Here is a 13408-nt window from a genome sequence, read left to right as displayed (position 1 = left end):
CAACAGCACCGTGGCGGTGTTCCGGTTTTCAGCAGAGGCAGCCCAGTGAGGCCTTGGCCCCGGTGCCTCCGGCGGAGCCGGTAACGGCATCGACATGGAAGACGTGTAGCAGGAGGACATCGAGAATGAACCGCCCCGTACTGCTGTTGACGCTTTGGCTGCTGGCCGAAATGATCTTCGGCGCCATCGACAGGGCGCTGGCGCCGTACGAGGCGGCATTCTTCACCTGGGGCGGGGTTGTCGTCCTCAGTCTTCTGCTTGGCCTTGCCCTGATCGAGCGGCGGAGAAATACAGGTCCAGCGCGGCGAGGATGATCGGGGTGCGCCGCTGGCCGGTCTCTTCGCTGATGCGGTCGATCACCCTGACCGTCTCCGGCGTCAGCCAGAGCTTCTTCGACAGTCCGACCTTCAGGCTGGCCGGGTAGACGACCTCCCGGCCGGCGCGGCGGGCTTGGTCCAGTAACGCGATGGCCTTCTCGGTCACGGCTCCCGGAAGGGGCTGCATCTGCTCCCAGCGCTCCGACGGTATCTTTCCGAAACTGACGCCGATCTTGTCGTCGCGCTGGGGCATCCCTGGCCTATCTCCCGGTTCTGAACTCGTCCATCGGCACGTGCCGCGCCAGGACGATGCTGATCTCGCGCGGCGGCACCTGTATCACCGGGGGAATGTCTAACTGGCGGCGTGCCCATTCATCAATGGGACTCGTGGCACGATTGGCGAAAATGCCCGCGATCGCGGCTCCCATGCCACCCTCGCCGGTCGCCTGGATGCTGGTCCGCCCGATGTCCAGGAGCGAGGCGGCGGCCACATAGCCCAGCTTGCGCCAGAAAAAGCCGTTCACCTCGCCGCTGAGCCCGGCGGTGCCGTCCGGATCCCCCGCCACGGTGTCGTCCAGGTCGATCGTGTCGTTGCGCGGCGGCGGGCGGGTCAGGCCGGTCCAGATCACGCCGAGTCGCGCCTGTCCCTCGGCCACCTGGGTCTGGTAGCGGCCGACGAACCGGGTACCCCGCGGGATGGCAAGGCACGCCTTGTCGGCGCTCCAGACGTCCCGGGTCACCACCGCCGATACCGTGCCAGGTGACTCGCTGGTGATGCGCTGCTCGGTCATGGCCGGGATGTTGGTGCCGGCATTGACCTGGCACTCGTAAGGATCGACCAGGGAATGCCGGCTGTAGAGGTTGCTGGCCGGTGCGGCGCCGCCCGATCCGCCGACAGCGGCCTGCTCGACCGCGACGTTGCCGCCCGACGTGATCGGGATCGGCTTCAGCGGCGAGCGCATCGCCTCCCTCAACAACTCGGTCTTGGTCGGCCCTCTCGGACCACCCCCCATGACGCGGGTGACCGGGGCGGGAGCCGGCGCCGCCACAGGGGCAGGGGCGGGCGCCGGGGCGGGTACTGCTTCCGGTTCCGGCGGCGGCTGGACCTGGCTGTAATCCGTCGGCATGCCGTGCAGCGGACGGGGCGTGGCCATCCTCGGTTCCGGGTCCACCCGCTTGGGCTCCGGCTCGTCCCGGAACAGGGTGGGGCCGATGGTGATGCCGGCCAGCAGGGCGACCATCGCCGTGCCGGCCAGGGCAACCGGCCACTTCAGCATGGTGTGGATCGGCGGCCGGGGGTCGTTCACCGACCGCGGCGGGTCAACGTATTCGGTCTCTGCCTGGGTCATGGCGCGGCTCTCTCGATGCGAAGGGTGGCATTGTCGGTGCGCAGCTCGATCACGCGGGGAACCCCGTCGATCCTGTAGGCACCGTCGATCATGGTCGGGCTGGCCGGGCGCTCCTGGTCGCCCTCGATCAGCCAGACGGAAGGAAGGTCAAAGCCCGCGGACTGCGGGAACCGCAGGCAGGTATGCCGGCCGTCGTTGGAGACGTCGCCCGGACGCAGGCCGAAGGCGCCGGGATCACCGGACAGGGCATAGTCGATGTCGGCCTGGGCGCACGGCTCCGGCGCTTCGGGGTCGGCCTCGGACAGCACACCGTAAGGGTCCGACCAGCGGACCTTGGCCGTATGGGTGCTCCTGGTGCCCTGGACATAGATCGAGTAGATGCCGCGGGTGGTCAGCACCGTGCAGTCCTGGCGGGGGAACGGCGGCTCCATCGTCACCTTGACCTGGAAAACCCATTTCTTTCCGGCACCGACGCCCATGCTCGACCAGCTTGGTGCGATGATGTTGCCGCTGCTGTCGCTGCAGGTCGCATCCTGCGGCTTCTCGCCGGGACTGAACTCGAAGGTCGAGGAAAGGCCGAACGGGATATAGACCAGGTAGCCGTGGTTCGGGTGGTAGGGCGGCATGTAGGTCAGCCCCTTGAACCACTCCCGGCGCGGCTTCACCAGGCCGTCCTTGGTGGCACCGGCAATGGCCTTGACCGGATCTTCGGCCGGCAGCTTCGGCAGGGTGTCCGGCAGCGGCGGCCGGGCCGGTGCTCTCGGCAGCTGAAGGGACGCCGAGGGGAGGGTCGGCAGGGGCGCTTCGTACTTTGACGAGGCGCACCCTGCGATGAGCGGAAGGATCAAGAAGGCGGCACGTCTCATGGTCAGCACATCCCCCGAAGCGGCATGACTACAAAAATATAGTAGTCAAGAGTATAATGATCGTGCCCTCTCGGGGAAAGGCACTTACATTGTCACATCGCCGGCGGGGTCCAGTAAAAACCCTTCACCACGAAGCCGAAGATGTTGGCCTCGGCCTCCGCATCGGTGCGCGGCGTGTGCTGCTCCAGGTCCAGGTCGGCCGTCATTGGCGTTTGGTTGACCAGCTGGCTGTTCCGGTAGACGCTCTCGATCCAGTCCACCCGGTAGCGGGTGCCGTTGCCGGCCGGCGTCACGTTCTGGACCCGCACCATGCGGGCATGGCCCGACCGGATGAAGGTGTTGACCGGGTTCTCGCTCATGTAGGCCGCGACCGCGTGGTGGACCGGGTCGGCCATGTAGACCTGGGCCGCCAGGTAGGAGCGATTGTAGGCGACGGCATCGGCCGGCACGTTGCGCCACAGTTCGATCCACCACCGCACGAACTGCCGGCGCTTGGTCTCGTCGGCCATCAGTTCGCCGGTCACCTTGGACACGCTGACAACCTCGCCGGTGGTCCGGTTGCTCTCGATCGCCACGAACTTCAGGTCGTCCAGTTTGGCCAGCAGGTGCTTGTCATAGGTCTGGATGCCGGCGAACGCCGTGACGGCGATCAGTCCGGCGCCCAGGAACCATGCCGCTCTGGTGGCGCCGGCACCTTGACCTTCGTAGGCCCAGCGGGCCTTCCTGTACTCGTCGTCTTCCTTCCAGTGACCGCGGTTCAAACCGAGCATGGAAAACCCCTATCGAGAACGATCAGGAACGGGGAGGGGGCAGCTGGCGCGGCGGTGCCGGCAATGCCTTCCGGCTCTGGCTCAGCATCCGTTGGACCGAGGCCGGGGCGAGGTCCCGGGCCTCCGTCCAGGTCGCGTCGACCGACGGCTTGTTGAGCATGCGGGCGACGGACGGCGGCGGCCCACCGATGGCACCGGCCGAACCGCCGGCAGCGCCAGGGCCGGTCATGGCGTAGGAAGCAGTCGCTGGCCGGGAGATCGCGGCGGCGCGAGACATGGCAAGGGCGCCCAAGCCAACCGTGCCGATCGTGCCCACCGTCGAGGCCGCGGCGCCGGCTATCTGCCCGGCAGTCCGGCCAATGTCGTGAAGCCCGAGGGTCGGCATGCCGGAATGCTGCTCGCGCGCGATATCCGTCGTGTACTTGAATAGCAGGGCAAAGAAGAACATGACCACCAGCAGCGAGATCGACTGGCCGACATGCAGGTGCCCGCTCAGGTCCAGGGCATCCAGAACCATGAAGAACATGCCTGTGGCGAGTCCCAGCACCAGCATCTGGGTGCCGTAAGCCACGATGCGCGCCAGACCCGGCGCCGCCATGAACCGGGTGCTGTCGAACATCATGAAGGCCAGGAAGACGAGTGCCACCACGGTGGCGAGCTTGAAGACCACGAAAAACAGCATGATCCAGGCGGCCATGAAGATGCTCAGCAGGATCGTGCCGGCGCATCCGATCAGCAGCAGCAGGTGAGCGACCGTGTCCTGCGTACTGCCCAGCATCAGGCGCATCCAGGAGACGTTCTCGCTGTACATCCTGTTCGCCAGCTCCAGCGCGCGAACGATCACCGTTCCCGGAGCCAGTTGCAGGATATCGAACCCCGCGATGCCGGCGCCGAAACTACCCATGCCGGAAACATACGCATCGGTCAGCGGCATCCACTGACCGGATATGAAGATCAGAACCATCAATTGCATATAGCGTATGACGAACGCGGCCAGCGGCGCCAAGTCGCGTTGCCACATGAACTTCATCAACGCGATGACGAACAGCAGCGTGCCGGTGATCAGGTACACCGGCTGAAGCGCCGCGTCGATGGCGGATCCGGTAGACGTGACCCGGGCCAGCATCTCTTTGATGGCAGCGTTGAGGTAGGCGTAATCAGCGTCCATCGCCCTCGCCCTTCTTGCCGCCGCCCAGGAAGGGTTCGGTAATCCGGCAGTCATTCTCGCACTTCGTCAGGTTGCTCATGAAGTCGTCCGACTTCTTTTTCTGCTCGGCGTCCCAGCAACCGGACAGGGCGACAAGCAGGATCGAGGCGATTACCAAAGTTTTCATTCTATTATCCTCCTATTCGCCCAAAAACGGGCGGTCTATGGTGCAGTTCCCGCAAGTCGCCAGGGTCGACATGAACTCCTCGGCCGTTGCGTTTGCTGCGGCTTTCCTTGACTCGTCCCGTAACTGTATCTCGGTCGAAGCACGATGATTAGCTACCGTGGCCGCCGTCAGGCTGTTGATCGCCGCGATCTGCTCGCCGCCAATGGCGTTCATGGCCTGCAGCTCGGAGCGGATGCCGTCACCGGCCCGGCCGGCGGCTGCATGGTCGCGCGCCCGCTCCAGGGTGTCGGCCTGTTCCTGGACCGTCCGGTTCTGGACCGCCAAGCTGTTCAGGTGTACCGTGCGTTCGTGGGCCTGCATGGACCGGTTCACGGCAACCAGGTCGTCCGGCAGCATGGGCGGAAAGGCATCCGGGTACACCTCGCCGTACTGGCTGGCGATGGCCTGCTCGGACGACAGGAAGCCGCCCTGCGCCAGCCCCGGCAGGGTCCTGGTCATCATGCCGTTGAGGCCGGCGGCATTGTCGGCCGTGCCGTGGGCATTGTCCCGCCTGGCAAGTTCGACAAGGCGCTGCTGGGCGGCGAGCTGTTTGCCCAGGCACAGGTTGCCGGCGATCGCGGTCATCTGCTGGGCGATCTGTGCTGCCAGCGTCGCCCGGCCGCCCGAGAAAATCCCGCTGACGACCGACGCGGCGCCACCGATCACTGCGCCGCCGATGTTGCACTTCACGGTCTCGACGGCAGCGTCGACGTAATCCTCCGCCGGCTGCAGCACGGTGTCGACAGCGTCGCCGATGGCGTTGCCGACCGCGCTGGTGATCTGGCCGGTGGCCCTGTTGATGATCCGGTTGCCCTCGCGCACGATGATGCCGCCGGACACCAGGTCGTTCAGCCGGCGCAGCGCGCCCGCTTCCCCGCGCTCCACCGCCCCCCAGAACTGCTCGTCGGTGTCGTAGAAATTGTTGGCCAGGCCGTCCACGTTGCGCTCGAACTGGGTATCGGTGTTGCCGTTCCAGGCAGACGCTCCCGTGCCGCCGGTCACTCTGTTGTGGGCGATGGCGTTGTTCCGGCTGGTGATCGAGCCCGGCATGTGGCTGTTCTGGCCGTTGCTGATGCTGCCGGTGATGCTGTTCCCCTCGACTCGGTTGTTCTCGGCCGAGATCACCCGCACGTCGCCCCGGATGGTATTGCCGGTGACCACGCTGTTTTCTGCCTCGTTGTCCTGGAACTCGTCGGGGAACCGGTCCATCCGGTTCAGGCGGCTGTTGCCGTAGCCGCCAACCGAGACCGCCGTATCGGCGTCGATGTCGATCGTGTTGTTGACCAGCTGCACGCCGTCGCTGCCGGCCTTCCAGGTGATGCCGGCGAAGCCAGCCTTGCCCCTGATCGTGTTGCCCTCGTACCGGACATTCTTGACGCTGACGTTGTCGATGGCTTCCTGACGCCAGTTACCGTCGATCGTGTTGCCGGCCACCAGGACGCTCTGCTGGTCGGTCGGCGACATGTTGAACAGCTTGAAGCCGTCCTGCCCCTGGCCGGTGATCAGGTTGTTCGTGATCTTCAGGTTGCCGATGTCGCCGTAAGGCCCCCACAGCTTGAAGCCGCCGACGTCACCGCCGCCGGGCGCGTTGGCGACCACATGGAAGCCGTCCATCTCGACGTTCGAGATCCGGTTGGCCTGCACGGCGGCCTGATCGCGGCTCCCCTGGATCACCGCGGCACCCTTGCCGTCAACCGAGAGGATGCGGATCGGCGCCCCCGGATCACCGTGCAGGGTGCTCAGATCCAGGCTGCCGTTGTAGGTGCCGCGCCGGACCGCCACGGTATCGCCCGGCCGGGCCGAGCGGATCTTAGCCTCCAGGTTGTCGCCCGGCTGCACCTCGATGGTTGCCGCCAGGGCGGGGGTCCCGATGGCGGTGCCGGTCAGCAACAGACCGGCGATCACGGACGGACGCATTGTTTCCTCCTACTCAGCGGCCGCGGCGATTTCGACTGGCCGACGCCCTGCCTCATGCCGGACGAACTCAGCTGCCCAGCCCACGCCCTTGGCGTCGAGGAAGTGCTCTGCGAATTCCTCAGCGGGATGGTCGGCCAGGATGCCCCGGGCCAAGCCGAGGTCGTCCTTCGTGTCGGTAGAGGAGCAGAGCGCCCGGCCCAGCGGACCGAGACCCAGGTCGAACAGCCGGGCGCCGTCAGGGCACGTGAAGTAGTAGTCACGCTTCGGCGTGGCGGTTGCCACGATCTCGATGTCGCGTTCGTGAAATCCCAGCTGCTCGTAAGGCTTCCGGCCCTTCTCGCTGCCGGCGCGGTGGTTGGGCAGCAGGATGATGTTGGGCACGTTCTCGGCATCGGCCAGCACCTTGCCGATGACGCTGTCGAAGGCATCCTTCATGTTCTGGGTGGCGAACACCACGACCACGTTCTTCGACCTGGCGGCCCGCAGCCACTCATCGAACTTCGCGGCGAACCGGCTGTCGCCCAGGAACAGCCACGCCTCGTCGACCACCAGCAGCACCGGGTCCCCGGTGAAGACGCGACGCTCGACGTAGCGGAACAGGTGCGCCAGGACGTGCGGGGCCACGTCGGTCTTCTTCAGCAGGCTTGTCATGTCCAGGCTGAGGATGTCCGACAGCTCGATCCGGTCCCGGTCATCGTCCAGCAGCCGGCCGTAGGTGTCGCCGGCCAGGGCATAGTGCCGGACCGCCCGCTTCAGCACCTCGGTGGTCAGGTAGCCGCTCAAGTGGGTCAGGGTGCGTCGTTCCGGCGGGTTCCGGGCGATCAGGTCCAGGGCACCGGTCGCCTCCTCCTTCACCACGGCGCTGTTCGTGTCGATCCCCTGGGCGCGCATCAGGCCCAGCACCCATTCCAGCAGCTCGATGCGCTCGTTGGGTTCGTCGGCATACCGCAGCGGCTGGAAGCCCAGCGCCCCCGGGCCCACGGCGCCGACATCGTAGGAGACGCCGCCCAGCAGCCGGGTCACGACCTCGCCGCCGCCCTTGATCGTGAAGATGCAGACCTTGGAGCCGGGGATGCGCCGCCACCCGGTGATCATGGCGTTCATCAGGGTGGTTTTGCCGTTGCCGGACGGGCCGAAGATCAGGGTGTGGCCCAGGTCGCCGCGGTGCAGGTTCAGCCGGAACGGGGTCGACCCGTCCGTCGTGGCGATCAGCAGCGGCGGGATCGGCCGGCCCAGCTTCCTGGACAGGTGATCGTTGCACACCTCGCCGGACCACACCGACGAATAGGGTGCGAAGTGCGCCAGGTTGACGGATGTGCGGATCGGCCGGCGCAGGTCGGCGTAGATGTGGCCGGGCAAGGTGCCGAGCCAGGTGTCGAGGGGCGCCACGGTGTAGCTGGTGACGGTGAGCTGCTGACGGCGCAGGGTGTCCTCGACCCACCCGACCTTTCTCTCCAGCCGTTCCTCGTCACGGTCCCAGACAACGACATTGATGGTGGCGTGGCCGATGGTCAGGTCATCCCGGCGCACCGCGTAGATGGCTTCCTGCGCATCCTCGGCCATGGCGTTGGCCGCCTCGTTCTCCTTCTGCTTGTTCGACCGAAGCATGTACGAGATCAGCATCGGGATCATCGCGATGCCGAGCATCCTCCAGTCCCGCAGCTGCTGCTCGATGCGACGCAGGCCTTCGGCGTGCTCCATGCCCATCCACCGGATCGAGTAGCGGTACTCGCACCGCAGGGAGTCCAGCGCGGCCAGCGCCGCGGGGATGGTGTCCGGCGAATTCTTGACGCTGATCGTCCGCATGTGGCACGGGCCGAGCATCGGCTCGGCACCGCCGACCACCCGGCAGTCGGCAACGTCGTAGTCGATCCGGGCCTTGCCGTAGGACGGCTTCACCCGGTGCTGATGGACCGAAACCGCCTTGTGCAGGAAGTCGAAGGTGTCGTCGTCGTCGAGCCAGGCGCATTCCTTCATGACGCCGTCCAGCATGCCCTTCACGGCATTGCTGGCCTGGACGAATTCGTGCAGTTCGGCGCTGCCGGCCTTGCCTGCCTTCTTCTTGCCGCTCATGAAGAAGGACCGCGCCCGGCGGGTCGATGCCCGCGAGCAACGCCAGACGAAGGTGATGTAGCGGTCGGTCTCGAACTGGGAACCGGTCCGGTCGTAGGCGGTGCGGCGCTCCTCGTCGAACAGGAAGGAGATCGGGTCCGGCCACAGGGCGCGGCGCTCCCGGTCGCCCAGGTCGGCGCCGGGATAGGGCGACGCCGGCCGGCGCTGCGCCTCGATGTGCAGGCTCATCTGCCCACGCACCCGGCGCAGGGCATCGTGCAGTCGCCGCATCGTGGCAACCAGGTCGGTCTCGCTCATGCTGTCGGCATCGCCGCCGCGGAACCGCAGGGTACGCATGAAGCCGCCGAACTTCAGGAACACGATGCCCTGCTCGGCGAAGTAGGCCCACGGCAGCTTGGCCGTCAGGGGGACGGCAGCCGCCCCCCGGTTCGCTCCGATCCTAAACATCGAGATAGTGCTCCTCGTCCAGGAGATGCCTCTGCCCGCCCTCGACCCAGTAAGGGTCTTCGCGTCCGAACCAGGCACCCAGCGAGAACACGGTCGCGGAAGAGCCAAGGGCGGACAGCACCAGCAGCAGGGCCGTCAGCCAGTCCAGGAACAGGAAGCCCAGCAGGGCCGCCACCGGCATCAGGATGGCGATCAGCGCCACGTGGATGTGGCACCCGAAATAGTTGGGCGGCACCTCCAGGCTCTTGTAAGTCCGCCCGGCCTCCATCAGAACGGGCTCGACAGGTTGGTCAGCCCCTGGACGATGGTCGGGGCATTCGCCATCAGCGCACCGCCGATCAGGACGCCCAGGACACCGCCGGCGAAACCGATCAGGTTCCGCATGAACAGGAAGACGCAGGCCAGGATGAACGAGAACAGCGCCACCGCGATGCCGGCGACGAAGGCCCAGTTCAGCACCGTGCTCATACCCTGCTGGAACGGCACGTCACCGCCGCCGTTGAACTGCGCCAGCGCCGGGTCGGCCGCGGTGACGATCAGCGTGGCCAGCGCGAAAGATGCTGCATCGCCCAAGGTCTTGCGCATAGGATGACTCCCTCAAGGCTGCGTAATACTACAAATAATTCGTAGTCAATAGTACACCAAAGACCCCGTCAGGCAATGCCTTTAGCAGGACGCGGAAAAATGGGCCTTCGCAGCGCCGTTGCCTCCGCCGAGGCTTGAAGAGGGCGCTTTGGACGCCCGTTTTGGTCGAGATGGAGCGGTTTGCCTCGATCCAGGGCTCGCGGAGCCGCCGTTGAGGCGGGCTCCGGACGTGATTATGCCGCAGCCAGCAGCTTGGGCAGGCGGATCAGGTTGTAGGCCGCGGCGGTCAGCGTGAACATCCAACCGACACGGGCCGTGCCGCGATGACGCGTTTTGCGCAAGCCGGCTCCCTTGATCCAGCCGAACACCTCTTCGATCCGCTTGCGGATCCGCTGGCTGACGGCGTAGCCGGGGTGGCGGGTGGTCCGGCCGTCGATCGCCGAGCGGCGGTTGTTCGTGTTCTGGGCGACGTGCGGGGCCGCGCCCAACTCGCGCATGTTCGCCACGAAATCCCTGGTGTCGTAGGCCTTGTCGGCCCCGACCGTGATGCGGTGGCGGCCCGGAATGGCCTCGACCATGGCCACCGCCGCCTCGCGCTCGGCCAAGCCGGTGGCCGCCGTCAGCCGGACATCCACCACCAGGGCGTGGCGGTTCTCCATCAGCGCATGACCCATGAAGGCCAGCTTCGCCGGCTGCCCGTTGCCCTTGCGGTACAGCCGCGCCTCGGGATCGGTAGTCGAGGCGTGGGTCTCGTTGGAGCGCTTCTCGCCATGGAAGTCGCGTTCGCCGTTGCGTCCCGGCCCCGGCGGCTCGCCGCTGCCGTCCTTGGGCCGGAAGCTCTTCACCGCGGCCCACGCTTCAATCAGCGTGCCGTCCACCGAGAAATGCTCGTCCGACAGCAGCGTTTTGACCCGCGGCTGATCCAGCACGCTAGCCAGGAACTTGGCCGCCACATCGCCGGCCAGCAGCCGTTCACGGTTCTTGGTGAACACCGTCACGTCCCACACCGGCGCGTCCATCGACAGGCCGACGAACCAGCGGAACAGCAGGTTGTAATCGAGCTGTTCCATCAGCTGACGCTCCGAGCGCACCGAGTAGAAGGCCTGCAGCAGCAGCGCCCGCAGCAGCTTCTCCGGCGGGATCGATGGTCGCCCAATCCTGGAGTACAGCCCCTCGAAGGCCGGCGACATCACCTCCAGCGCCTCGTCCACGATGGCCCGGATCGGCCGCAACGGATGGCTCGCCGGAACCCGCGCTTCACAGCTCACGTAGCTGAACAGACCCTCGCTGCGTTCGTCCAATCCCCGCATCGTCCCCTCGCCGGCCGCAGTCTACACCACCGAAGAGAATCACGACCGCCCGCCCGTGCACAGCCCTTTTTCCGCAGCCTGTTAGAGCGACCATCCATCGAACGGACAGGATCATCGCTAAGCCAGTCTGCATCCCTGCCTTCCAACCGCTGGCAGCACCAGAATTTGTGTCAAGAGGGCCGGAACCGGCCTTCAGCGACGCCTACAACCTCGCGCGAGGCGCGAGCCCGCTGGAAATACACGCTGATCCGGCGACGGCCGGATCGCGGAACCAACGATATAGTAAATATGCTACTGACGGATGTCGTCGTATGTGATTTGCAGCTCTCTAAGCATATCGCGCTTCTGGACAGCCGCAGAGGCTTCAAAGACCAAGCCGATAAGCCGGAATTTCCGGGCCAGGGAAGCGGAACGCCCCGGCGGTAGGCGCCACGCCACGTCCGCCAGGGAAATAACCCCGTTCACCTGGTCGAGCAGGGTAGGATCATGCTGCTCCATGCCCCATGCAACAACCGACCGGTGGATCGGGTCAAGCCTGCTCATGGCTAGTGCTATGGGAAGATCGCTACAGTTGATCACCTCTGAATTTCGAGCGCGTTTCGTACCGCAGGGCCGTCCTCTCGAACTTCCAGCACAGCGCCTCAAGCTCGACGGCCTGCCTCACCTGTCCGGGATCGCCGATCTGCAAACGTACCCGGGCAACAGTCTGAAGCGCCTGGCAGACCAGCATGAGGGTCTGTGACAGCCGAGCCTGATCCTGGTGCGGAGCTCCCCGGATTATTTCCAGCAGTTCCGTTAGCCGTTTCAGGCGGGCGCGCGAGGCTGCGTAATCGATTTCCATAGGTCCCTAACAGGGTACCGCCGGCTGGGTTCATTCCCGGCGCCGTGCATTTCTTCCCGAACCCGAATGACCTCCTGGAGTACCTCGGCGACCTGCCGGAATGCCCGGATCAGCCGCATGCGCTTGTCTGGCGAAGCCTGGCGCGCCAGTTCAATCAACCGGTCCAGGCCGACATGCACACTGTCATGGTCCTGTTCCGTCCCGACCCAACAGGCCACCGGCGGCAGGATCGCGGAACAAACAATATGGAAAAATATACTACTTGAGAATGTAATTATACGAGATACGCAACCGTGTGGGCCGCTCTTCCCGCTGCGCCAGGGCGGCATCCTGATATGCCTGCCCCAGGTGCTGGAAGGTATGCACGAGATACAAACTTCTGCCCGGTGGAAGCTGCCATGCCTGATCGGCCAGATAGATCAGGCCGTCCAGGTGATCAAGCAGACAGACGCGATCCTGTGCCATAGCCTTCCAACGAAAAAGTGGCCATCCGCGGGAGCTTGGATGGCCATCAGATCAGGGAGGAAAATTCCTGAAGCTAGTCAGTCCTGATGGAAGAGAGCACAAGGAACGTTTTCTGATGGTACGCTGCCGTACCAGAGATGGAAAATCTTGAATGACATCCACTAATGCGCAGCTCACTATTCGGGTAATTGTTCGAAATGCCGATGAACGGTGTCGTAGCACTCGCGAAAGGCTTTCTCCAGGTCCGATCGGTCAAAGGTGGTCATTAGCGTCGAAGATGTTGAGCGTTTAATTCTAGCTTAGCCCTAAGTTCTTCCGCCTCATCATCTGCACATCGGGAGTTCTCAATGAAATATTGAGCAAATTCCAACGACCTTAAAAGGTTTTTACTCTCGTAATTCTTGTTATCAGTGGCTATTTTGCGGTTCATCATTGCCTCCTTCCTGCTGGTTGCAAGATAGAAGGACGGTTATGCTGTGAGTGTCGGTACGATAGCGAACAACTCAGCCAAAAATGCCATGAGGCACGACGAATGCGGAAGGGATGGTATGGGGAGTGCGCCCCGCGTAACCTGTTGTAATCGATAAATCTGCCAGAAACAGAAAGCCTCTGCCGGTACGGAACTTTCCGCCGTGGCTACGCCGGCCGTGAGCGAGACATGAGCAAGCAGCGTAAACCCCGATCCCAGTTCGCCGCCCTGCCATACCGCTCTGTCCGGGACCGGCTCGAAGTGCTCCTGATCACGTCGCGCGAGACGCGGCGCTGGATCATTCCCAAGGGATGGGCCGAGAAGGGCACAGAGCCGCATGACATGGCCGCCCGGGAGGCGTTTGAGGAAGCCGGGGTCCGGGGCAGGGTCGCGGCTGCTCCTTACTGCACCTACCGCTATGACAAGCGCCTGACGGCGAGGCAGTCGGTCGAGTGTCATGTCACCGTCTACCTTCTGGAGGTCGCGCAGGAGCTGGAGGACTGGCCGGAACGGGACGAGCGTGAACGGCGTTGGCTCACCCCGTCCCAGGCTGCGCTGGATATCAGCGAAAGCGGCTTGGTTGCGTCGCTGCTGCGCCTGGGCCTTCCCACGGGGCCATAACCTGT

At 64.9% G+C, this 13408-nt stretch carries 14 protein-coding genes; 1 reads left to right on the top strand and 13 read right to left on the bottom strand.

The features are described from left to right. Nucleotides 1–246 precede the first annotated feature (246 nt). From IGS68_RS34880 to IGS68_RS34820, 13 genes are all read right to left on the bottom strand, one after another. Nucleotides 247–570 carry a hypothetical protein gene (locus tag IGS68_RS34880; RefSeq protein WP_201083793.1) on the bottom strand — a complete coding sequence of 108 codons (324 nt, stop codon included), beginning with the start codon at nucleotides 568–570 and terminating at the stop codon, nucleotides 247–249. 7 nt (nucleotides 571–577) lie between these two features. Then, nucleotides 578–1666, bottom strand: a complete 1089-nt coding sequence (locus IGS68_RS34875) for a TraB/TrbI/VirB10 family type IV secretion system protein (protein WP_201083791.1) — start codon at nucleotides 1664–1666, stop codon at nucleotides 578–580. Continuing rightward, nucleotides 1663–2532 (bottom strand): TrbG/VirB9 family P-type conjugative transfer protein, encoded by an 870-nt coding sequence (locus IGS68_RS34870; protein WP_201083789.1) that lies wholly within the window; start codon nucleotides 2530–2532, stop codon nucleotides 1663–1665. The genes IGS68_RS34875 and IGS68_RS34870 overlap by 4 nt, the downstream gene beginning before the upstream one ends. A 92-nt stretch (nucleotides 2533–2624) precedes the next feature. After that, nucleotides 2625–3302, bottom strand: a complete 678-nt coding sequence (locus IGS68_RS34865) for a VirB8 family type IV secretion system protein (protein ID WP_201083787.1) — start codon at nucleotides 3300–3302, stop codon at nucleotides 2625–2627. A gap of 22 nt (nucleotides 3303–3324) precedes the next feature. Beyond that, nucleotides 3325–4470 (bottom strand): type IV secretion system protein, encoded by a 1146-nt coding sequence (locus IGS68_RS34860; RefSeq protein ID WP_201083785.1) that lies wholly within the window; start codon nucleotides 4468–4470, stop codon nucleotides 3325–3327. Continuing rightward, complete coding sequence (locus IGS68_RS34855) at nucleotides 4460–4636, bottom strand: hypothetical protein (RefSeq protein WP_201083783.1); 177 nt, start codon at nucleotides 4634–4636, stop codon at nucleotides 4460–4462. The genes IGS68_RS34860 and IGS68_RS34855 overlap by 11 nt, the downstream gene beginning before the upstream one ends. A 12-nt stretch (nucleotides 4637–4648) precedes the next feature. Continuing rightward, a complete protein-coding gene (locus IGS68_RS34850; RefSeq protein ID WP_201083781.1) occupies nucleotides 4649–6592 on the bottom strand; it encodes a right-handed parallel beta-helix repeat-containing protein in 1944 nt (647 codons plus the stop codon). A 9-nt stretch (nucleotides 6593–6601) separates the two neighbouring features. Next, nucleotides 6602–9112 carry a hypothetical protein gene (locus IGS68_RS34845; RefSeq protein ID WP_201083913.1) on the bottom strand — a complete coding sequence of 837 codons (2511 nt, stop codon included), beginning with the start codon at nucleotides 9110–9112 and terminating at the stop codon, nucleotides 6602–6604. Then, nucleotides 9105–9380, bottom strand: a complete 276-nt coding sequence (locus tag IGS68_RS34840; RefSeq protein WP_201083911.1) for a hypothetical protein — start codon at nucleotides 9378–9380, stop codon at nucleotides 9105–9107. The genes IGS68_RS34845 and IGS68_RS34840 overlap by 8 nt, the downstream gene beginning before the upstream one ends. Further along, nucleotides 9380–9697, bottom strand: coding sequence for a hypothetical protein (locus IGS68_RS34835; protein ID WP_201083909.1), 318 nt, complete (start codon nucleotides 9695–9697; stop codon nucleotides 9380–9382). Before IGS68_RS34835 ends, IGS68_RS34840 begins: the two co-directional genes overlap by 1 nt. 233 nt (nucleotides 9698–9930) lie before the next feature. Then, complete coding sequence (locus tag IGS68_RS34830) at nucleotides 9931–11007, bottom strand: IS5 family transposase (protein WP_201083904.1); 1077 nt, start codon at nucleotides 11005–11007, stop codon at nucleotides 9931–9933. A 565-nt stretch (nucleotides 11008–11572) separates the two neighbouring features. Beyond that, a complete protein-coding gene (locus IGS68_RS34825; protein WP_201083902.1) occupies nucleotides 11573–11848 on the bottom strand; it encodes a hypothetical protein in 276 nt (91 codons plus the stop codon). 258 nt (nucleotides 11849–12106) lie between these two features. Further along, nucleotides 12107–12313 carry a hypothetical protein gene (locus IGS68_RS34820; protein ID WP_201083900.1) on the bottom strand — a complete coding sequence of 69 codons (207 nt, stop codon included), beginning with the start codon at nucleotides 12311–12313 and terminating at the stop codon, nucleotides 12107–12109. A 658-nt stretch (nucleotides 12314–12971) separates the two neighbouring features. Here IGS68_RS34820 and IGS68_RS34815 point away from each other — a divergent pair. Continuing rightward, nucleotides 12972–13403, top strand: coding sequence for an NUDIX hydrolase (locus IGS68_RS34815; RefSeq protein ID WP_201083899.1), 432 nt, complete (start codon nucleotides 12972–12974; stop codon nucleotides 13401–13403). Nucleotides 13404–13408: the final 5 nt, after the last annotated feature.

The organism is Skermanella sp. TT6 (assembly GCF_016653635.2).
Lineage (GTDB): Bacteria > Pseudomonadota > Alphaproteobacteria > Azospirillales > Azospirillaceae > Skermanella > Skermanella cutis.
The sequence above is the reverse complement of the archived record's forward strand: the minus strand, read 5'-3'. Positions and strand labels throughout refer to the sequence as shown.

Coding starts and splice junctions, on each gene's coding strand:
- IGS68_RS34880 (WP_201083793.1), bottom strand. CDS start 570: ATGCCCCAGCGCGACGACAAGATCGGCGTCAGTTTCGGAAAGATACCG.
- IGS68_RS34875 (WP_201083791.1), bottom strand. CDS start 1,666: ATGACCCAGGCAGAGACCGAATACGTTGACCCGCCGCGGTCGGTGAAC.
- IGS68_RS34870 (WP_201083789.1), bottom strand. CDS start 2,532: ATGAGACGTGCCGCCTTCTTGATCCTTCCGCTCATCGCAGGGTGCGCC.
- IGS68_RS34865 (WP_201083787.1), bottom strand. CDS start 3,302: ATGCTCGGTTTGAACCGCGGTCACTGGAAGGAAGACGACGAGTACAGG.
- IGS68_RS34860 (WP_201083785.1), bottom strand. CDS start 4,470: ATGGACGCTGATTACGCCTACCTCAACGCTGCCATCAAAGAGATGCTG.
- IGS68_RS34855 (WP_201083783.1), bottom strand. CDS start 4,636: ATGAAAACTTTGGTAATCGCCTCGATCCTGCTTGTCGCCCTGTCCGGT.
- IGS68_RS34850 (WP_201083781.1), bottom strand. CDS start 6,592: ATGCGTCCGTCCGTGATCGCCGGTCTGTTGCTGACCGGCACCGCCATC.
- IGS68_RS34845 (WP_201083913.1), bottom strand. CDS start 9,112: ATGTTTAGGATCGGAGCGAACCGGGGGGCGGCTGCCGTCCCCCTGACG.
- IGS68_RS34840 (WP_201083911.1), bottom strand. CDS start 9,380: ATGGAGGCCGGGCGGACTTACAAGAGCCTGGAGGTGCCGCCCAACTAT.
- IGS68_RS34835 (WP_201083909.1), bottom strand. CDS start 9,697: ATGCGCAAGACCTTGGGCGATGCAGCATCTTTCGCGCTGGCCACGCTG.
- IGS68_RS34830 (WP_201083904.1), bottom strand. CDS start 11,007: ATGCGGGGATTGGACGAACGCAGCGAGGGTCTGTTCAGCTACGTGAGC.
- IGS68_RS34825 (WP_201083902.1), bottom strand. CDS start 11,848: ATGGAAATCGATTACGCAGCCTCGCGCGCCCGCCTGAAACGGCTAACG.
- IGS68_RS34820 (WP_201083900.1), bottom strand. CDS start 12,313: ATGGCACAGGATCGCGTCTGTCTGCTTGATCACCTGGACGGCCTGATC.
- IGS68_RS34815 (WP_201083899.1), top strand. CDS start 12,972: ATGAGCAAGCAGCGTAAACCCCGATCCCAGTTCGCCGCCCTGCCATAC.